We start from the raw sequence: 18,860 nt of genomic DNA, 5'->3' as shown, positions 1-18,860 counted from the left end.
CAGCCCGACGGTTATGAATCAGAACATCATGGACATCCACGGATAGCCAATCAGCAGCAGGGCGGCCAGGAAGATGGCGCCGAAAATCGTGCCGAGACGCCAGTAGTCTTTGGTCGGCAGATAGCCGCTGCCGTAGTAAATTGGGCTGGGGCCGGTGCCGTAAGGGGTGATGATCCCCATCACGCCGAGCGAAGTCACCATCAGCAGCACGAAGACCTGCATATTCATCCCCGGAATGGTGGAGGCGATAGTCAGCATCGCCGGCAGCAGTGCGGTGGTGTGCGCGGTGGTGCTGGCAAACAGATAATGCAGCAGATAGAACGCCAGCAGCAGGACGACGGTCGCGACGCCCGGGGAGATGCCGCTCATCAGCGCGCCGCCCTCTTTACCCAGCCAGGCGATAAAACCGGTGGAGGAGAGGCCGTCGGCCAGCGCCACCAGAGTGGCGAACCAGGCAAAGGTATTCCACGCCGCTTTGTTGCTGGTGATATCGTTCCACGAGAGCACGCCGGTCCACAGCATCAGCACGATAACCAGCAGGGCGGCCAGCGCTGGTTCAATCCATTCGGCGGCGAAGATCCACATCATCAGCGCGAAGCAGACGAAGACCAGCAGCAGGATTTCATTGCGCGACAGGCGGCCCAGTTTTTCCAGCTCGCGGGCGGCCCACAGCGGCACTTCATCGTTGACCTTTACTTCCGGCGGGTAGAACCAGTAGGCCAGCAGCGGCATCGTCAGAATCAGCAGGATACCCAGCGGCAGGAAGGCGATAAACCAGGTGCCCCAGGAGATATTAATGCCGACGATGCTTTTCACCAGCGCCAGCGCCAGCAGGTTCGGCGCGAGCGCAGAGAGAAACATCGAACTGGTGATACAGGCGGCGGTGATCGCCACCCACATCAGGTAGGAGCCGATGCGGCGCGCGCTTGGGTCGTTAGGTTTAGAGCCGTACAGCGGCGGCAGGTTAGCGATAATCGGGTAGATGGTCCCGCCGCTGCGCGCGGTATTGGACGGCGTGAACGGCGCCAGCAGCAGGTCGGCGAAGGTAATGGCGTAGCCCAGCGTCAGGCTGCGGCGGCCGAGATATTTCACCAGAATCAGCGCCAGACGGCGGCCAAACTGGGTTTTATCGTAGCCGGCGGCAAACATGAAAGCACCGAAGATAAGCCATACGGTGGAGTTACCGAAACCGCTCACCGCCCATTTGAAGGAGGCGCCGGCAAGCTTAAAGTTCGGCGCGGCCAGCTGTTCAGGGCTAAAGAGTAGCCATTGGCTGCACAGGGCGATGACCACGACGCCGGTAATACCAATCACCGCGCCGGGCAGCGGTTCGAAGATCAGACCGACGATCACGCCGACGAAAATGGCAAAGTAGTGCCAGGCGTAAGGGGGGAGCCCTTCAGGCACCGGGACGAATAAGAGTAAAACGGCAACGATAATGGGCATCGCCATCATCAGCAGACGTTTATAAGCAGCATTTTTTGCTGCACCGGCAGGCGGTATGGTTGTCTTTTTCTCTTTCATAATGAGTATCTGCAAGTAGTTAAAAATAAGGTTTTGTCACCGGTTAACCGTCCGATTTCTTTAGTTTCGAAAGTTTCTTTAATTATTAATTGTCGGTTGTGGTTATTGCGCTGACCGTTATTTAACGCAGTTTACTGAGCGCTAAATTAAAATATTTGGTTATTTATATATTGCGCTTTCATGCGCCGTTGCAATTGATTGAGATCAAGAAAAGCGGGTTGTCAGACACTTTTTTATTATTGCGGATAACCCTGTTTAGTGAGGTGTTAATTTGTGGGAAATATGACTAAATGTTAAATTTTAATTGATTTGCATAATGAGTTTTAATTTTATCTATTTGAATTGTAATATTTTTATTTCCTTTTGCTTGAACTGGATGTGTTAACAATGGTTTCCGGTTTGTTATCGTTTATCTCTGTTGTGTGAATAAAATATTTTTAATTAATAATACAAAGGAGGTAGTGATGTTATTGCTGGTATTAAATAGTTTTTTAACTAACGTAATTACTTTGGTAACTAAAAATAGCGTTATATTATTGGCATGACTTAAGGGATTACTAAATACAAGTATAAATAATTCCGTCACCCAATTCTGAATTTTCAATATTTAAAATCTGGAGCGTCATGATGACCAGTAACCAACGAATTTTACACCCTTTTACTTTACCGAACGGCACCGAGCTAAAAAACCGCCTGTTGATGGCGCCGATGACCACCTGCACCGGTTATTTTGACGGTACCGTGACCAGTGAACTGGTGGAGTACTACCGCGCTCGCGCCGGCAGCATCGGCGCCATTATCGTTGAATGCTGCTTTATCGATGATTACGGTCTGGCGTTCCCCGGCGCTATCGGTATCGATAATGATGAGAAAGTGGCCGGTCTGGCGAAAATCGCCGCGGCGATCAAGGCCGAAGGCTCAAAAGCGATTCTGCAGATCTACCACGGCGGCCGGATGGTCGACCCGCAGCTTATCGGCGGACGCCAGCCGGTCGCCCCGAGCGCAATTGCCGCGCCGCGCGATGGCGCAGCCACGCCGCGTGCTCTGAGCGGGGAAGAAGTTGAAGGTATGATCGCGAAGTTTGGCGAAGGCGTACGCCGCGCCATTCAGGCCGGTTTTGACGGCGTCGAAATTCACGGCGCGAACACCTATCTGATCCAGCAGTTTTATTCACCAAACTCTAACCAGCGCGACGACGAGTGGGGCGGCAGCCGCGATAATCGCGCCAGGTTCCCGCTGGCGGTGCTCGACATCACCCACAAAATGGCCCGCCAGTACGCCGATGACGCCTTTATTATCGGCTACCGTTTCTCCCCGGAAGAGATGGAAGTCCCCGGCATCCGTTTTGCTGACACCATGTACCTGCTGGAAAAACTGGCCGCCCGCGGCGTGGACTATCTCCACTTCTCGGTTGGCGCCACGCTGCGCCCCTCTATCGTGGATACCAGCGATCCCACGCCGCTGATTGAAAAATACTGCGCCATGCGCTCTGAAACCCTGGCGCAGGTGCCGGTGATGGGCGTGGGCGGCGTGGTTAACGCGGCCGATGCCGGGCAGGGGCTGGATCACGGCTACGACCTGATGGCGGTTGGCCGAGCCTGTATCGCGTATCCTGACTGGACCGCGCGCATTGCCGCTGGCGAAGAGCTGGAACTATTTATTGACAGCACCCAGCGCGAAGCGCTGAACATTCCGGAACCGCTGTGGCGCTTCTCGCTGGTGGAGGCGATGATCCGCGATATGAGCATGGGCGACGCCAAATTCAAACCGGGGATGTTCGTCGAAACCGTTCAGGACGACGCCAACGAACTGGTGATCAACGTCAGCCTGGAAAACGACCGCATCGCCGATATCGCCCTGGCGGCGAGCCCGGTACAGACCATCGAGTTCACCACCAGCTTTGAAGAGATCCGCGAGCGGATCCTCAGCGCCAACACCCCGCATGTGGATGCGATTTCCGGCGCGACCAGCCAGAGCGAAGCGGTGAAAAAGGCGGTTTCCAAAGCGATGCTGAAGTCCAGTAAAGCGCTGGCCGCCGAAGAGGGCGCGGGCGATGCGGCGCCGAAAAGCTACGATGTGGTGGTGGTCGGCAGCGGCGGAGCCGGTTTGGCGGCGGCGATCCAGGCGCACGATGAAGGCGCGAGCGTTCTGATCGTTGAAAAAATGCCGACCATCGGCGGCAACACCATCAAAGCCTCTGCCGGGATGAATGCCGCAGAAACCCGCTTCCAGCGCGTAAAAGGCATCGAGGACAGCAAAGAGCTGTTCTACCAGGAAACGCTGAAAGGCGGCAAAAACAAAAACGACCCGCAGCTGCTGCGCCGCTTCGTGGAGAATGCGCCGGAAGCCATTGAGTGGCTGGCGCGTCGCGGCATTATGCTTAACGATATCACCACCACCGGCGGGATGAGCATCGACCGTACCCACCGTCCGCGCGACGGGTCGGCGGTCGGCGGCTACCTGATCAGCGGCCTGGTGCGTAATATCACCAAACGCGGTATCGATGTCCTGCTGGATACGTCGGTGGAAGAGATCCTGATGAGCGGCGATGAGGTCAGCGGCGTGCGCCTGCTCACCGATGAAAACGAATCGGTTGTGGTACAGACGAAGAGCATTGTGGTGGCCACCGGCGGCTTCAGCGCCAACAGCGCGATGGTGGTGAAATACCGCCCGGATCTGGCGGGTTTTGTGACCACCAACCATAAAGGGGCCACCGGCGGCGGTATCGCGCTGCTTGAACGCATCGGCGCGGGCACCGTGGATATGGGCGAAATCCAGATCCACCCGACCGTCGAGCAGCAAACCTCGTATCTGATTTCCGAATCGATTCGCGGCGGCGGGGCGATTCTGGTGAACCCGCAGGGCAACCGCTTCTTCAACGAAATGGAGACCCGCGATAAGGTCTCCGCCGCGATTATCGCGCTGCCTGAACACTTCGCGTATATCGTCTTTGACGAGCACGTGCGGGCGAAAAACAAAGCCGCCGACGAGTACATCGCCAAAGGTTTCGTCACCAGCGCCAGCTCGCCGCGCCAGCTGGCGGAGAAACTGGGGATGGATTACCATGCTTTCCTCAATACGCTGGAGCGCTACAACGGCTTCGTTGAAAAACAGCATGACGATGACTTTGGCCGTACCACCGCGCTGCGCGCGCCGATCAATGAAGGCCCTTACCATGCGATTCGTATCGCGCCGGGGGTTCACCACACCATGGGCGGCGTGACCGTTAACACCGATACCGCGGTGCTAAACGCCGGTCATCAGGTGATTGCGGGCGCTTTTGCCGCGGGCGAAGTGGTGGGCGGCATTCACGGCGGTAACCGCATCGGCGGCAACGCGGTGGCCGATATCATTATCTTCGGGACCCTCGCGGGCCATCAGGCGGCGAAACGCGCCAGAAGTTAAGCGTCAGCGACCCCCGCCGGGCTGGCAAATTGACGGCCCGGCTTCTTATCTCTCTGAGGAGGGCGATATGTCCGACAACCGCGTCTACAGCTACTCCGCCGTACTGATGGGGTCGCCCATTCTCCTCAAGCTCTACGTTCACGATGAACCGCTCGCCTCCCGCGTCTTTCAGCTGATTAAAGGCTATGAAGATCTTTTCACCGTTAACCGCGCGCAGTCCCAGGTGATGGATATCAACCATGCCGCCGGGCGGCATCCGGTGACGGTGAGCCGCCCGGTGTATGCGCTGATTAAATGCGCCAAAGCCGCTAGCATGGTACGGGACAGCGCCTTTAACCTGGCGATCGGTCCGCTGGTGAAGCTGTGGCGCATCGGCTTCCAGGGGCAGAGCGTGCCCGCCGCACAGGACATTGCCGCTCGCCTGACGTTAACGCGTCCGCAGGATGTGATCCTCGATGACGCCGCCGGCAGCGTCTATCTTGCCCGCGCGGGAATGGAGATTGACCTGGGGGCCATCGCGAAAGGCTATATCGCCGACCGGGTGCGCGATTATTTGCGGCAACAGGGCGTGAGCGCCGCGCTGATTAATCTCGGCGGCAACGTCCACACGCTGGGCGAATGGTCTATCGGGTTGAAAAAACCGTACTCGGCGGCGGATGCGCTGATTGGCAGCATTGCGGTGGCGGGGCAATCGGTGGTGACCTCGGGCATTTACGAACGCTACTTTGAGCAGGACGGCAAACGCTGGCACCATATTCTCGACCCGCGCAGCGGCTACCCGCTGGATAACGAGCTGGAAAGCGTAACGATTATTTCCGCCGACTCGCTGGACGGCGATATCTGGACCACCCTGATCTACGGCCTCGGCGTAGAGAAGGGATGCGCGGCGCTGCGCCAGCGCGAGGATATCGAAGCGATTTTCGTCACCAAAAACCGCGACGTTATCCTCTCTTCACAGCGCCGTTTCCGCTTTCAACTGCTGGATGACGGCTACCGGCTTACTGGCTGTACTGCTTAAGCAGGCCGTACTGCTCGGCTATCAGGTGGTAGCGATACACCGGGCGTCCGGTGGCGCCATAGTGAATGCTGGTATAAAGAATGTTAATTTGCGCCAGCCAAATCAGGTATTTACGGCATGATACCCGGGATATATTTACCGCTGCCGCCAGCTCGTCGGTGGAGAACTCCACATCCGGATGGGCATCAATCCACTGACAGAGGGTACGCAGCGTCTGCGGCGTCAGGCCTTTTGGTAACTTGCGCGAATCGGCGGCTTCCGGCACGCCGCCGTGGAGCAGCCGGTCGACGTCCGCTTGTTCATAATAGGGTTGACCGGTCATCAGCTTGCGTTTTTCGCGCCAGGCGGTCAGCGCCTCTTCAAAACGCGGAAACTGGAAGGGTTTGATCAGATAGTCCACCACGCCGTAGCGCATGGAAGCCTGAACCGTCGCGGCGTCGGCGGCAGAGGTAATCATTATCACGTCGATAGCCCGCCCGGAAGCGCGAATGGCGGGCAGCAGATCGAGACCGCTATCCTGCTGCATGTAGACATCCAGCAGCACCAGATCGATCTCCAGATCCTTGTCGTTAACCATCTCCCTGGCTTTACTCAGCGTCGACGCCGTGCCGCTGCAGCGGAAGCCGCTGACTCGCCCCACGTACAGGCGGTTCAGTTCGGCAACCATGGCATCATCGTCAACAATTAATACATTTATCACGCACTTTTCCTTTTACTGTCCCACGGGAGATGAACGAAAAATTGGGTAAACACGCCGGGTTCGGATTCTACGGCCAGCGACCCGCCGAGTTCGCGAAGCTGCTGGCTGGCGAGAAACAGCCCGACGCCGCGGTTTTCGCCTTTAGTCGAGAAGCCCTTATTAAAAATATCATCGATAAAGGCTTCCGGGATACCGGGACCATCATCGCTGACTTCGCCGCTTAGCCAGCCGTTCTGATAGTGCAGCAGCAGGCTGACCTCGCCTTCGGCCTGGCCGCTCATGGCATCCAGCGCGTTCTCGATTAAATTGCCCAGTACCGTGACCAGCACGGTGATCTGTTTTTCATTCGGGCAGTCGGGCACCAGGCTCTCTTCGGCGAGAGTGAGGGTAAAACCCCGCTCCTTAGCGCGCTGAATTTTGCCGATCAAAAAGCCGGCCACCACCGGTGATTTAATCCGGTGCTGGATTTCGCCGATATCCGCCTGATAGGTGTGGGCGGTCTGCAGCACGTACTCCTCCAGCTTGTCGTAGCTTTTCATATTCAACAGGCCGAGAATCACGTGCAGCTTATTCATAAATTCATGCGACGTGGTGCGCAGGGCATCGACATAGTTCACCATCCCGTCGAGCCGCTGCAGCAGCTGGCTAACTTCGGTTTTGTCACGAAAGGTGCTGATCGCGCCGACCACGTCATCCTCGTCGCGAACGGGAACCGTGTTGCTGATCAGCAGCAGACCGTTGCACCCCAGCTCGCGATCGTAAATCGGCTCGCCGGTTTGCAGAACCTCCTGCAAATCCGCCAGCAGCGGCGTTTGCGCGATGTCGCTATCGGGGCCGCTGAACAGGATATCGCGCGCGGCGGGGTTAATCAGCGTCACCTGGCCGTCGGCGTCCACCGCCACCACGCCCTCTTTTAAAGAGTGCAGCATCGCCTGGCGCTGCTGGAACTGCGTTGAGATCTCCTGCGGCTCGAGGCCCAGCAGAACACGCTTCAGGCCGCGGACCAGGCTCCAGGTGCCGACGGCGCACACAACCGCGCTGAACAGCACGGTCAGGATCACGTCCCAGCGGCTGGCGGCGATCTGTGTATCCACTTTGCTCAGCGAAATGCCAATCGCCACCACGCCGATTTGCCGGCGGCTGTCGTCAAACACCGGGGTGAAGACCCGCAGCGCCGGAGCCAGCACGCCGTGGTTGACGGCGACGTTCTCCTTGCCCGCCAGCGTGGGCCGGATGTCCTCGCCGATAAAGGGTTTGCCGATAATCTGGCTATTGGGATGCGAGTAGCGAATACCGTCCATATTGGTGACGACGGCAAACAGCAGGCCATTGCGTCTGGCGACGGCCAGCGCCAGCGGCTGGATAATACCGCTCTCCGGCGGCAGCGTCAGGCCGCGCTTGACTTCCGGGGCGTCGGCCAGCGTCCGCGCCACCGCCAGCGCCGTATCTTTGACGCCGTCGCGGGTTGCGCCGCTAATCTGCATAAACCACAGGGCATAGACCAGAATCAGTACTGAACCGATGACGCTGCCGATCATTAAGGTCACGGCGGTGCTCAGCTTCATACTCATTGCGCGTTTACGCGCGGGCGATGCCGGCTGCGCGAATTCATTCATACCCACCCCAGGACAAAACGTTTAGACAGGTATTATCGCTGAACCAGCACCTTTCATAAAGCCGTGTAATAAAAGCAAAATCAGCCTGATCGCCAAGCAGGCGGTCGCTATCTGCCGCCGACGGCCAGCAGATAGTCGATAAACGCCCGCAGCGGCGATGCCATTTGCCTACGGCTGGGGTAGTAAACGTAAAAACCGGGGAAAGCCGGGGTCCACTCTTTTAATCGCTGAACCAGCTGGCCCGTCGCCAGCCAGGGATCAACCTGATGGGCAAACTGATACGCAACGCCTGCGCCTGCGAGCGCCAATGGCGTCAGCATGGCCGGCTCATCGACCACGATGGGGCCTTTGACCGCAATCTCGCAGCTTTCGCCGTCGCGCTGAAACTCCCAGCGATACACGCTGGCGTCGCTTGGCCTTCGATAGGTCAGGCAGGGATGCTGCAGCAAATCCTGCGGTTTATGAAGCTGCGGCGCCTGCGCCAGGTAGCGCGGCGAGGCGACGACTTTCATTTCGAGGTCACCGCTCAGCCTGACGGCAACCATATCCTGATGGAGCTTTTCACCGAGACGAATTCCGGCATCGAAACCTGCCGAAACGATATCGACCAAAGCGTCATCAGTGACGATATCCAGCTCAATTTTGGGGTAGCGCTGCATAAAGCCCCCCAGTACCGGCGCCAGATAATGAATCGCGGCGATGCGCGAAACATTGAGGCGCAGGCGGCCCGCAGGCGCGCTGGCCGTCTGGGCATCGGTCACCGCGTCTTCCAGTGCCGCCAGCGCAGGGGCCAGCCGCTGCATCATGCGTTTACCGGCCTCGCTCGGCGCGACGCTGCGCGTGGTTCGGTGTAATAAACGTACGCCGATGCGCTCCTCAAGTCGGCGGATGGTTGCGCTTAAGGTGGAGGTCGTAACGCCGAGGTGCGCCGCCGCCCGGGTAAAGCTGCCTTGCTCAACGACCATCGCGAAGGCTTTTAATTCCGCAAAATCACTTCCCCGCATTATGGCGATTTCCCCAAACAGTCTTGTTGATAATAGGCATATTATCAAATAGTCCCCCGCTGGTTACCATCCTGATGAATATCATTTAACGGACAGGGGAAACGACGATGGCGAGATTTAGCGCAAAAAGAGTTCTTATCACCGGCGCGACCAGCGGGATCGGGCTTGCCGGAGCACAGCGTATCGATCGCGAAGGCGGTTGGGTGATTGCTACCGGGCGCGATCCCCGGCGGCTGGCGCTGCTACGCCGACAGCTCTCGGATCGGGCCAGGGTCATCGACAACGATGCCAGCGATCCCCTGACCGGCGCGGCGCTGGCCGAGGAAATTCACGCCTCCGGCGGGCTTGATGGTCTGTGGCTCAATGCTGGATATGCCGCCGTTGGGGAGCTATCGCAGATTGATGCCGCGGCCTTTGATCACATGATGGCGACCAACGTGCGCGGGCCGGTTCTTCAGATGGCGGCGCTCGCCGGGAAGCTTAATCCGGGGGCCTCGGTGGTGGTGACGGCATCCACTTCCGCTTATGAGGGGGCCGCGGCGGCGAGCCTCTATTCGGCGACAAAAGGGGCGCTGATTTCATTAACCCGCTGCTGGGCATCGGCGTTAGGGGAAAAAAATATCCGCGTCAACGCCCTGGTTCCCGGTCCGATTGATACCGATTTTCGTCATTTTATGCGCGATGAGGCGCGCCGCGAGTTTGAAGCCTCGGTGGTCAGTCGCCTGGCGCTTCACCGTCAGGGGACGGCGGCTGAAGCGGCTGAAGTGGCGCTGTTTCTGCTTTCCGACGCGGCGTCATTCGTCAGCGGAGGCCAGTACGCCGTTGATGGCGGGCTGACCCTGCGCTAATTCATCCTTGACGTCTTAGCTTAACCTCGTCGCGCCTGTGGTTGGATAACGACCAATCGGCAGCTGAATGGCTTCAGGGGGGCGAAAACTGTGACTTCGGTGGCGGTAAAGCGCGTCGCTTAAGCTTTACACTGCCATTAATAGCCATGGTCAATGAAAGGGTTTGCCTCAGGCCTGCGCTTTCGTCCCAGAAGGTTCTTTCGCGTTTAAATGGAGGTTTTTATGAGCAGTAAGCCAACCGCTTCAATGATGGAACGACGCCACCCTGAAACCACCCATATTGATAGTCTTGCCACCCTCGATATGCTGACGCTGCTGCACAAGGATGATAAGCGGATTGCCGATGCCATTGAGGCCTGTTTGCCGGCGATCGCGCGCCTGATTGATAACGCGACGGCGACGCTCAGCCGGGGAGGGCGGCTGGTGATTGTGGGGGCCGGGGCATCGGGCCATGCCGCCGTGCAGGCGGTGAGTGAATTTACCCCGGAGGGAAAACATTCGCTGGTCGGGCTGATTGCCGGCGGGCCGACCGCCGCCCGCCAGGAGCGGGACGCCGCGGCGAATAACTACAACCTTGGGGCTTTTGAACTTCAGGCGCTGCAGTTCAGCAACCAGGATATGCTGCTGGCGCTGACGGTCAGCGGTAAAACGCCATGGGTCTGGGGCGCGATGCGCCACGCCTGGTCGCTGGGCGCGCCGATTGCGGTTGTGACGCAGCAGGCCGCGAGCGAAGCCGCGCAGCTGGCGGATATCATCATCGCCCCGCAAACCGGGCCGGAGGCGGTGGCGGGCTTTGGTAATCCGAAAGCGCAAATCGCGCAGCGGCAGATCCTTAACATGCTGACCACCGGGCTGGCGATTCGCGCGGGACGGGTATATCAAAATCTGCGGGTCGATCTGCAGGCCAGTACCCCGCACGAGGCCGAGCGGCAGATAGCCATCGTGATGGCGGCGACGGCGTGCTCGCGCAGCGAGGCCAAAGCCGCGCTGGCCAGCTGCAATCAGCACTGCCGGACGGCGATATTCATGTTACTCAGCGGGCTGGATGCCTGGCAGGCGCGCGAGCGGCTGGCAGAGCATAACGACCATCTGCGGATTGCGCTGCGCGCGGCGCAGACGGTCGCCTGAATGAACGCACCCGGCGCGTATTCGCGCCGGGTGATAATTTAATTCGCCTATAGCGCTGGCGTTATTCCCCACCTTTTATCCTTTTATTTTTTTTATTCCTGCGCGGGTAAATCGCTATTGCTTTCCCTATTCTCCATGTCGGCGTTGTTTTTACTTTTTTAAGTTAAAAAACCAGGTTAATGGTAATTAGCTATGTGTGCGAAAGTGTAAATGATATTTTAAAATAAAGTAAAAGTGCGTTAATATGTCCGCTCTTATTACACTTGTGCTATGTGATATTTCTATTATGCCTGCAATTAAAAATACGATTATATCTATGACCGCATTAGCGATGTTCGTCAGTACGGCGACTTTCGCAAACGACGATACCTCGAAAAAAACCGATTTCCTGCTGATTGGCGGCGGCATTATGAGCGCGTCGCTGGGGACCTGGCTGCATGAACTCCAGCCGGACTGGAAGCAGGTCATGGTTGAGAAGCTGGATGGCGTCGCGCTGGAGTCCTCTAACGGCTGGAACAACGCCGGTACCGGACACTCGGCGAATATGGAGCTGAACTATACGCCGGAACGCCCGGACGGCACCATTGACGTCAGCAAAGCGCTGGATATTAACGAACAGTTTATGATCTCCCGCCAGTTCTGGACGGCGCAGGTCAAACGCGGCATTTTGCACGATCCGCACTCCTTTATTAACTCCACCCCGCACATGAGTTTCGTCTGGGGAGATAACGTCGATTATCTGCAAAAACGCTACGCTGCGCTGCAGCAGACTACGTTATTCCAGGGGATGAAATTCTCTACCGACCACGCGCAAATAAAAGAGTGGGCGCCGCTGGTGATGGAAGGGCGCGATCCGCAGCAGCGCGTTGCGGCGACCTGGACCCCGGTGGGTACCGACGTTAACTATGGGGAAATAACCCGCCAGCTGATCGGTAGCCTGAAGAAAAATAACAACTTCACGCTGCAAACTTCTTCAGAAGTCACCGATTTTAAACGCAACGCCGATAATTCCTGGCACGTCACGATTAAAAACGTGAATAGCGGCGAGGAGCAGGCGATCGATGCGAAATACGTATTTATCGGCGCCGGCGGCGGCGCGCTGAAATTACTGCAAAAAACCGGTATTCCGGAAGCGGATAATTACGCCGGCTTCCCGGTAGGCGGTTCCTTCCTGATGACCGAAAACCCGGCGGTGACCAAAGCGCACCAGCAAAAAGTTTACGGTCAGGCCTCGGTGGGCGCGCCGCCGATGTCGGTTCCGCACCTTGATGCCCGTTTCCTCGACGGCAAGCGCGTGGTGCTGTTTGGGCCATTCGCCACCTTCTCGACCAAATTCCTGAAAAACGGTTCGTTCCTTGACCTGCTGAGCACCACCACCACCGATAACGTGCTGCCGATGACCCACGTGGGTCTGGACAACTTCGATCTGGTGAAATACCTCATCAGCCAGGTGATGCTGAGCGACGACGATCGTTTTGCGGCGCTGAAAGAGTATTACCCAAGCGCGCGTAAAGAGGACTGGAAGCTGATTCAGGCCGGTCAGCGCGTACAGATCATCAAAAAAGACGCAGAGAAGGGCGGCGTGCTGAAGCTGGGCACCGAAGTGGTGGTCGACGAGCAGAAAACCATCTCCGCGCTGCTGGGCGCTTCGCCGGGGGCTTCTACCGCCGCGCCGATTACCCTGAACGTGATTAAGCAGATGTTCCCTGAGCAGTTTAATTCGGCGGAATGGCAGCGCCGTATTCACGATATCGTACCGAGCTACGGTCAGAAGCTGAACGGCAACGTCGCGCTGACCCAGCAGGTTTGGGATGACACCGCGGCTGCGCTGCAGCTGACCAAACCGCCGGTAATTGAGATGAACGCCACCGCGCCGGTGATGACCGCCAAACCGGCAGAGCCGAAGGCGGAAACGTCGCCGCAGCACGATATGGCGCTGTAAGCCCGCGCCGTTGACATTGCCCGGTGGCGGCTGATGCCTCACCGGGCCCACGGGCCTCCCTTCGCCGTCCCGGCGAAAACGATACATTGTCATTATCCCTCTCCTCGCGCTGATATCCCCCTTCCGGCTAATCCTTCATTCGTTAATTGCGGTTATACTGTCTTGAAATTACGAAAGAAAATGCAGGTGAAGACCGAAATGCGGAGCGCAGGGCAATGAAAGACGACATTAATCAGGACATCACCTTCCGCAAGCTGTCGGTATTTATGATGTTTATGGCTAAGGGCAATATCGCCAGAACCGCTGAAGCTATGCAGCTGAGCGGCGTTAGCGTTCACCGGGCGCTGCATACCCTGGAAGAGGGCGTCGGCTGTCCGCTGTTTATTCATAAAGGGCGCAATCTGCTGCCGCTGCCGGCGGCGTGGACGCTGCTGGAGTACTGCCAGGATGTGATGAGCCTGATGACCCGCGGGCTGGAGGCGACGCGCAAAGTAGCCGGCGTCGGGCAGGGGCGGCTGCGGATCGGTACGCTGTACTCGCTGACCCTTGAAACCGTGCCGCGCATTATTATGGGCATGAAGCTGCGTCGTCCGGAACTGGAGCTCGATCTCACCATGGGCTCCAATCAGATGCTGCTGGATATGCTCGAAGATGACGCGCTCGATGCGATCCTGATCGCCACCAATGAAGGTGAATTCAATAATTCGGCGTTTGATGTGGTCCCGCTGTTTGAGGATGATATCTTCCTCGCCGCTCCGGCGACGGAGCAGCTCGATACCACCGCCCCCGCCGAGCTACGCGATTACGCCAGGCGTAAGTTCGTTTCGCTGGCGGAAGGTTTCGCCACCTATGCCGGATTTCAGGACGCTTTTCAGGTGGCCGGATTTGAGCCTGAAATCGTCACCCGAGTGAATGATATCTTTTCGATGATTAGCCTGGTGCAGGCGGGGGTAGGCTTTGCCCTGCTGCCGGGCCGCATGAAAAAGGTCTATGAAAACGATGTTCAGCTGCTGAAGCTGGCGGAGCCGTATCAGATGCGCCAGCTGATCTCCATTGTCTACTCGCACCATCGCGAGCGCGACGCCGACCTGCTGGCGCTGGCGGCTGAAGGGCGGATGTACGCCCGCAGCCTCAGCCGTTAAGCCGGTTCGCCAGGTGACGGGCGACGTCGATACCGCTGCGCTCCAGCGAAATGCACTCTCCCTGCCAGCCCGCCTGGCGGGTGAGGCAGGTCAGCACGCCGCCGGGGGGCATCTCGATCGCCAGCCGCGCGTCCCGTTCATCGGCGGCGATCGTGGCCTCCTGCCAGCGCACGGTTCGCGCCATATTCAGCGCCAGATCGTCGGCTATTCGCAACGGGTCCCATAACACGCGCGCCGTGGAGCCGCTCAGATACGCGCAGCGCGGTCGTTGCAGCGTGACGTCAGAGAAGGCTTTTGCCAGCTTAGCCGCCGGTTCATTCAGCAGCGCGCAGTGGGAAGGGACGCTAACCGCCAGCCGCTGAGCTTTACTGGCCCCAGCCGCCAGCGCCAGATGGGCCACGCGCGCCATCTCGTCGTCGCGTCCGGCAATCACAATCTGCGTTTCGGCGTTAAGGTTGGCGATATAGAGGTCGCTGTCGGCAATCAGCTGTTCCACGCGGTCGAGCGTCAGGCCCATAATGGCGGTGAGCCCGTAGCCGTGGGGATAAGCCTGCTCCATTAAATCGCCGCGTAGCGCCACCAGCCGCAGGGCGTCGCTAAACGCCAGCGCATCGGCAATCACCGCCGCCGGGAAAGCCCCAATCGACAGGCCGCTGACCATGTCCGGATTCACTCCGTGACGCCGCAGTTCTCGCGCCCAGGCGACGCCTGCGATCAGCAGGCACAGCTGCACCGCGCGCGTGTGTTTTAACGCGGCGGCGCTATCTAAATGGTCTACTTCTTCGCCGAGCACGGTCCGCGCTTCGGCGAGAATATTCTGGCGGTCGGGAAGGTCGGCCAGCATATCCGGCCGCTGGTTTCCCTGACCGGGAAAGGTAAAGAGAATTTTCATGCTTCCTCCCTGTTCCACGGCGACGCGGTCAGGCGCGCGCCGCGGGACGTTTTCAGCAGGACGCGGCCATCGCGCAGCCACTCGTTTAGCGCAAACGCCCCGACGGGCGTTTCGACCTGGGTATCCGCCCGGCACGGCAGCTGCGCGACGCGGGACTGCCAGGCGAGCAGCGCCTCGCGGGGAAGCGGCAGCGGCGCGCGGATCAGCAGATCGAGATCGCTGGCGGCGTGCAGCACGGGAATTTCGGTGGCCAGCGCGTAGCCGGTACCGCCGGTAATGCCCCAGCGCCACGGCCAGGGATGTAAGGTCAGTGATATCGCCGCCTGAACCGGCGGCTGAGAGACAAACGGCGAGCGCAGGAGCAGCTGGCGGTCGGCGAGGGCTTCCGGGCTGACGGTACGGACGATATTTTCCCTCTGTACCCAGCCTGCGGCCCGCTGCTCGCGTTTCATACCCCGTACGCCCACCGGAACGCGGGCGTCGGCGTCAACGTCGCGTCGTACCACCACCGGCAGGCTAATACGCCAGTGCTGTGCGACCCAGGGCTCCTCAATCGCCTCGAGCGCGGCGGCATTATTCAACCAGATTAAATCGTGAGGACGCGGCGTTAATGACATCGTTAGATCCCTGACGTTAAAGTGATAAACAGCGGCAGCGACAGGATACACAGAACCGAGCTTAACAGCAGCACCGCTTCCGCATCCGGCGACTGCACGCCAAAGCGGTTGCCGAAGACCACGCCGAAGAAACCGGCCGCGAGGGCAATCATCAGAATCGCGGTAATGGCGATTGAACCGTGCAGCCCCAGCAGCATCACCAGACCCCAGGCGATAAACGGCTGCACCAGCAGTTTAACCACGGTAGAGGTGGCAATCAGCGTATTGAGCTGCAGCTTGCGCGCTGACAGGATTACCCCGGTGAGGAACAGCGCGGCGGCGGTCGCCGCCAGGCCCAGCGGCTTGATAGCGGCCAGCAGCAGATCCGGCATTTTGATACCGATCGCCGAGAGCACAACCCCCAGCAGCGGACCCCAGACAATCGGTTTTTTCACCGAACGCCACATCAGTACCGGCAGCATCGCCAGCGTCGAACCGCTGTTCTCTCCGGCGGCGAGCGCTTTTTCACGCTCCAGAATCAGCAGGCAGAACGGCGTCATCAGTACCGAGCCGCAGGCGATGGAAACGGCCACGGAGAGGGAGGTTGACGCGCCTTCGCCGAGCACGCTGCCCAGAATCGGCAGGCCAAGGGCGGCGTAGTTCGGCAGCGCGACGGTCAGGGTTAGCACGGCGGCATCCTGCGGCGAGCGCTTGAAGACGCGGGTGGCGAGGAAGTAGATGGCCGCATAGGTAATCCACATCGCTCCGGTGAGCACCAGCACCAGCGGCGATTGCGCGACAATACCGCTCCACGGCGTTTGCACCGTGGCGCTAAACAGCGTCGCGGGCAGGGCGAAATCCATTACGAAAATGTTGAGTAACGAGACGTTTTTGTTGTCGACCATTTTGGCCTTACCGGCCCAGAAGCCCAGCAGCATAATGACAAAAATCGGCGCGAGGGCATGAATAATCACATAAGTCATAAATCACCTGTTAATAAAATAGAGTACTGGCGCGATTGTTATAATTTCTAAAAGCGGTCTCTTCCTGAGGCACGCTATCGGTGCCTCAGGCGGCCGCTTCCGGCAGGTTTTCTTCTACTTAGGGACTGACTACCAGCTGGCGCGCATGCGATCGCGCACCTGTTGGGAACTACGGCGGTTCGCCGCGCCAAGGCGGCACTTCAGCGAGGCATCCCGGCGGGCGTCAGCGATGGCGTCGCGCAAGGTGTCGGTGACCAGCGTCAGATCGCGGGCGTCCGGCGCGTCAGGATTGCTGATATCCAGCAGGGCGGAGAGCAGGCCGAGCGTCGCGTAGTTGCTGACGTCATAGGCCATCGGCGGAATGGTGGCCGCCAGTTTCTCCAGCGCCTCAACGCTACGTAGCGTGATACGCGCGGCGGATTCTTTGCCCATGGCGTGCACCAGTACGCCGGCGTCGTTAAAGGCGATCAGGCGATTGGCCTGGTAGCCGTGGGCCAGAAACGCCCCGGACATCGCTTTGCCGACAATCAGGCCAATCACCGGATGCCCGGCAAGACGCGCCTTCGCATACGCGCCCGCCGCGCCGGCCAGCGCCTGATGAATACCAAAGGCTTCTTCACGACGGCCGTAGGCCTGGCTGGGTACATCAATGACCGCAATAATCGGGCGCTTTACCGTTTTATCCGCATCGGCGTCGATGGTTTCGTTGACCACTTTCGCCAGCGTCCAGCCTTCAAGCAGGCCGACTTCGCCGTTGGCGGCGCGCGGGTAATGGTTGTTAGCATCCGGCACCACGGCGATAAAGCGCGCGGTTTCACCGTTAAAATCGGCGTCGGCAACCTGCACCGAGGGGCACAGACCGGTCATTAGTGGGGCGTTCGGCGCCAGCTGGTTTAGCCATAGCGCGGCGCGATGAGTGAACTGGCTCATTATTTCTCCTCCCGGGCGAATAGCCGTTTGATCTGCGCGGTGTCCGCCTGCTGGCGGGTATCGAAGTGGGTCAAACGGGTCAGGAAATCCTCATATTTGTCGCTGCGATGCTGCGCGGGAACGCCTTTAGCAATGGCTTCGTTCATCGCGCTTTTCACCGCGTTAACGCCGTCGCCGACCAGGGCATCCACCAGGCCGCTGGCGTAGCGAATTTCGCCGCCGGTCATGCTCCAGATAAACGGACGGTCGCGGGAGTCGTACTCTTCAATCCCCGCCTCCTGTTCGATAACCTGCGGTCCGTTGAGCCCCAATCGCGCTTCGCGGGTGACAATCAGGTAACTGCACAGCGCCGCGGCGATGGACATCCCGCCGAAGCAGCCAACGGTACCGGCGACAATGCCGACCACCGGGGTATAACGGCGCAGGTCGACAATCGCGGCATGAATATCGGCGATGGCGGCAAGCCCCAGGTTGGCCTCCTGCAGGCGCACGCCGCCGGTTTCCAGGCACAGCACCGCCTGGGTAGGAATACCGTTGCGGTTATCTTCCGCCGCCAGCTCAAGGGCGGCGGCCATTTTCGCGCCGGAGACTTCGCCCATGCTGCCGCCCTGGAAGGTGCCTTCGATGGCGATAACCACCGCCGGCTGGCCGTTAATGGTGCCTTTCGCAACCACCATGCCGTCGTCAGACTGCGGGACGATGCCCTGCGCGCCCAGCCACGGCGACATGATGCCTTCGAACGGGTCCAGCAGTTCGCGATAGCTGCCGTCATCCAGCAGGAAACGGGCGCGTTCGCGGGCGCGGAGTTCAATAAAGCTGCGATCGTTACGCATGAGCCACCTCCTCAAATACCTGTTCAATGCGGATCCGCGCGACGCCGGGGGTGGCGCCAAAGTCGTGGATCACCAGATCTCCGCCGGGCAGACCGTTAATCAGGCTCAGCCGTTCGAACAGCGCGCTCCAGCGCGCCTGGCTGTTGTCCACGGAGGTGGTGATCTCCACATTGAGCGTATTGCTCTGCCCGGCGGTATAGAGCACTTCCATATCGCCGGAGCCTACTACGCCTGCCAGCGCTTTGCCGCTGAGGGCGCGGTTGGCAGGGAATGACAATTTAATCTGTTCCATAACATCC

General features: G+C 59.1%; 16 protein-coding genes. 6 read left to right on the top strand and 10 right to left on the bottom strand.

The genetic code is table 11. The features are described 5' to 3' along the window. Positions 1 to 18: 18 nt before the first annotated feature. Positions 19 to 1,524: an anion permease gene (locus KOSB73_RS17565; RefSeq protein WP_024358016.1), complete on the bottom strand. Its 1,506-nt coding sequence runs from the start codon at positions 1,522 to 1,524 to the stop codon at positions 19 to 21. A gap of 627 nt (positions 1,525 to 2,151) precedes the next feature. Here KOSB73_RS17565 and KOSB73_RS17555 point away from each other — a divergent pair. Together KOSB73_RS17555 and KOSB73_RS17550 are read left to right on the top strand one after the other, a co-directional pair. Continuing rightward, on the top strand, positions 2,152 to 4,929 hold the full coding sequence (locus KOSB73_RS17555) for a flavocytochrome c (RefSeq protein ID WP_049088950.1): 2,778 nt from the start codon (positions 2,152 to 2,154) through the stop codon (positions 4,927 to 4,929). Between the two features lie 67 nt (positions 4,930 to 4,996). After that, a complete protein-coding gene (locus tag KOSB73_RS17550; protein ID WP_024358018.1) occupies positions 4,997 to 5,947 on the top strand; it encodes an FAD:protein FMN transferase in 951 nt (316 codons plus the stop codon). On the opposite strand, the gene dcuR is transcribed toward KOSB73_RS17550, so the two are convergent. The 3 genes from dcuR to KOSB73_RS17535 form a co-directional block, all read right to left on the bottom strand. Continuing rightward, positions 5,928 to 6,647: a two-component system response regulator DcuR gene (dcuR, locus tag KOSB73_RS17545; protein WP_004119659.1), complete on the bottom strand. Its 720-nt coding sequence runs from the start codon at positions 6,645 to 6,647 to the stop codon at positions 5,928 to 5,930. The genes KOSB73_RS17550 and dcuR overlap by 20 nt on opposite strands. Then, positions 6,644 to 8,263, bottom strand: a complete 1,620-nt coding sequence (locus KOSB73_RS17540) for a sensor histidine kinase (RefSeq protein ID WP_049086138.1) — start codon at positions 8,261 to 8,263, stop codon at positions 6,644 to 6,646. Before KOSB73_RS17540 ends, dcuR begins: the two co-directional genes overlap by 4 nt. A 107-nt stretch (positions 8,264 to 8,370) precedes the next feature. Beyond that, positions 8,371 to 9,267 (bottom strand): LysR family transcriptional regulator, encoded by an 897-nt coding sequence (locus KOSB73_RS17535; RefSeq protein ID WP_024358020.1) that lies wholly within the window; start codon positions 9,265 to 9,267, stop codon positions 8,371 to 8,373. 107 nt (positions 9,268 to 9,374) lie between these two features. Here KOSB73_RS17535 and KOSB73_RS17530 point away from each other — a divergent pair, with 107 nt between their 5' ends. The 4 genes from KOSB73_RS17530 to KOSB73_RS17515 all read left to right on the top strand — a co-directional run bounded on the left by KOSB73_RS17530 (position 9,375) and on the right by KOSB73_RS17515 (position 14,327). After that, positions 9,375 to 10,115 (top strand): SDR family oxidoreductase, encoded by a 741-nt coding sequence (locus KOSB73_RS17530; protein ID WP_049088930.1) that lies wholly within the window; start codon positions 9,375 to 9,377, stop codon positions 10,113 to 10,115. 222 nt (positions 10,116 to 10,337) lie between these two features. Further along, complete coding sequence (locus KOSB73_RS17525) at positions 10,338 to 11,243, top strand: N-acetylmuramic acid 6-phosphate etherase (RefSeq protein ID WP_082237099.1); 906 nt, start codon at positions 10,338 to 10,340, stop codon at positions 11,241 to 11,243. A 286-nt stretch (positions 11,244 to 11,529) separates the two neighbouring features. Then, a complete protein-coding gene (mqo, locus tag KOSB73_RS17520) occupies positions 11,530 to 13,185 on the top strand; it encodes a malate dehydrogenase (quinone) (protein WP_004135591.1) in 1,656 nt (551 codons plus the stop codon). 215 nt (positions 13,186 to 13,400) lie between these two features. Then, the gene (locus tag KOSB73_RS17515) at positions 13,401 to 14,327 is read left to right on the top strand and encodes a LysR family transcriptional regulator (protein WP_004135593.1); all 927 of its coding nucleotides are present in this window, start codon (positions 13,401 to 13,403) and stop codon (positions 14,325 to 14,327) included. On the opposite strand, the gene mdcH is transcribed toward KOSB73_RS17515, so the two are convergent. The 6 genes from mdcH to mdcC all read right to left on the bottom strand — a co-directional run bounded on the left by mdcH (position 14,317) and on the right by mdcC (position 18,853). Beyond that, positions 14,317 to 15,219, bottom strand: a complete 903-nt coding sequence (mdcH, locus tag KOSB73_RS17510) for a malonate decarboxylase subunit epsilon (RefSeq protein ID WP_098140748.1) — start codon at positions 15,217 to 15,219, stop codon at positions 14,317 to 14,319. The genes KOSB73_RS17515 and mdcH overlap by 11 nt on opposite strands. Then, positions 15,216 to 15,836: a malonate decarboxylase holo-ACP synthase gene (locus KOSB73_RS17505; protein ID WP_049086384.1), complete on the bottom strand. Its 621-nt coding sequence runs from the start codon at positions 15,834 to 15,836 to the stop codon at positions 15,216 to 15,218. The genes mdcH and KOSB73_RS17505 overlap by 4 nt, the downstream gene beginning before the upstream one ends. Positions 15,837 to 15,838: 2 nt before the next feature. Next, positions 15,839 to 16,798 carry an AEC family transporter gene (locus tag KOSB73_RS17500; protein WP_024358025.1) on the bottom strand — a complete coding sequence of 320 codons (960 nt, stop codon included), beginning with the start codon at positions 16,796 to 16,798 and terminating at the stop codon, positions 15,839 to 15,841. Positions 16,799 to 16,927: 129 nt separating this feature from the next. Next, on the bottom strand, positions 16,928 to 17,728 hold the full coding sequence (gene mdcE, locus KOSB73_RS17495; protein ID WP_049086383.1) for a biotin-independent malonate decarboxylase subunit gamma: 801 nt from the start codon (positions 17,726 to 17,728) through the stop codon (positions 16,928 to 16,930). Then, positions 17,728 to 18,561, bottom strand: a complete 834-nt coding sequence (locus KOSB73_RS17490) for a biotin-independent malonate decarboxylase subunit beta (protein WP_024358027.1) — start codon at positions 18,559 to 18,561, stop codon at positions 17,728 to 17,730. Before KOSB73_RS17490 ends, mdcE begins: the two co-directional genes overlap by 1 nt. Next, complete coding sequence (mdcC, locus tag KOSB73_RS17485) at positions 18,554 to 18,853, bottom strand: malonate decarboxylase acyl carrier protein (protein ID WP_004135606.1); 300 nt, start codon at positions 18,851 to 18,853, stop codon at positions 18,554 to 18,556. Before mdcC ends, KOSB73_RS17490 begins: the two co-directional genes overlap by 8 nt. Positions 18,854 to 18,860: the final 7 nt, after the last annotated feature.

Source organism: Klebsiella grimontii, assembly GCF_900200035.1.
GTDB lineage: Bacteria > Pseudomonadota > Gammaproteobacteria > Enterobacterales > Enterobacteriaceae > Klebsiella > Klebsiella grimontii.
Note: the sequence above shows the minus strand (reverse complement) of the source record. Positions and strands in the feature narration are given on the sequence as shown.

What these genes read in the sequence shown, in the direction of transcription:
- mqo (WP_004135591.1), top strand. Translation starts at nt 11,530, where the DNA reads ATGCCTGCAATTAAAAATACGATTATATCTATGACCGCATTAGCGATG.
- KOSB73_RS17535 (WP_024358020.1), bottom strand. Translation starts at nt 9,267, where the DNA reads ATGCGGGGAAGTGATTTTGCGGAATTAAAAGCCTTCGCGATGGTCGTT.
- mdcC (WP_004135606.1), bottom strand. Translation starts at nt 18,853, where the DNA reads ATGGAACAGATTAAATTGTCATTCCCTGCCAACCGCGCCCTCAGCGGC.
- KOSB73_RS17525 (WP_082237099.1), top strand. Translation starts at nt 10,338, where the DNA reads ATGAGCAGTAAGCCAACCGCTTCAATGATGGAACGACGCCACCCTGAA.
- KOSB73_RS17515 (WP_004135593.1), top strand. Translation starts at nt 13,401, where the DNA reads ATGAAAGACGACATTAATCAGGACATCACCTTCCGCAAGCTGTCGGTA.
- KOSB73_RS17530 (WP_049088930.1), top strand. Translation starts at nt 9,375, where the DNA reads ATGGCGAGATTTAGCGCAAAAAGAGTTCTTATCACCGGCGCGACCAGC.
- KOSB73_RS17555 (WP_049088950.1), top strand. Translation starts at nt 2,152, where the DNA reads ATGACCAGTAACCAACGAATTTTACACCCTTTTACTTTACCGAACGGC.
- KOSB73_RS17540 (WP_049086138.1), bottom strand. Translation starts at nt 8,263, where the DNA reads ATGAATGAATTCGCGCAGCCGGCATCGCCCGCGCGTAAACGCGCAATG.
- KOSB73_RS17505 (WP_049086384.1), bottom strand. Translation starts at nt 15,836, where the DNA reads ATGTCATTAACGCCGCGTCCTCACGATTTAATCTGGTTGAATAATGCC.
- mdcE (WP_049086383.1), bottom strand. Translation starts at nt 17,728, where the DNA reads ATGAGCCAGTTCACTCATCGCGCCGCGCTATGGCTAAACCAGCTGGCG.
- KOSB73_RS17490 (WP_024358027.1), bottom strand. Translation starts at nt 18,561, where the DNA reads ATGCGTAACGATCGCAGCTTTATTGAACTCCGCGCCCGCGAACGCGCC.
- mdcH (WP_098140748.1), bottom strand. Translation starts at nt 15,219, where the DNA reads ATGAAAATTCTCTTTACCTTTCCCGGTCAGGGAAACCAGCGGCCGGAT.
- KOSB73_RS17565 (WP_024358016.1), bottom strand. Translation starts at nt 1,524, where the DNA reads ATGAAAGAGAAAAAGACAACCATACCGCCTGCCGGTGCAGCAAAAAAT.
- KOSB73_RS17550 (WP_024358018.1), top strand. Translation starts at nt 4,997, where the DNA reads ATGTCCGACAACCGCGTCTACAGCTACTCCGCCGTACTGATGGGGTCG.
- KOSB73_RS17500 (WP_024358025.1), bottom strand. Translation starts at nt 16,798, where the DNA reads ATGACTTATGTGATTATTCATGCCCTCGCGCCGATTTTTGTCATTATG.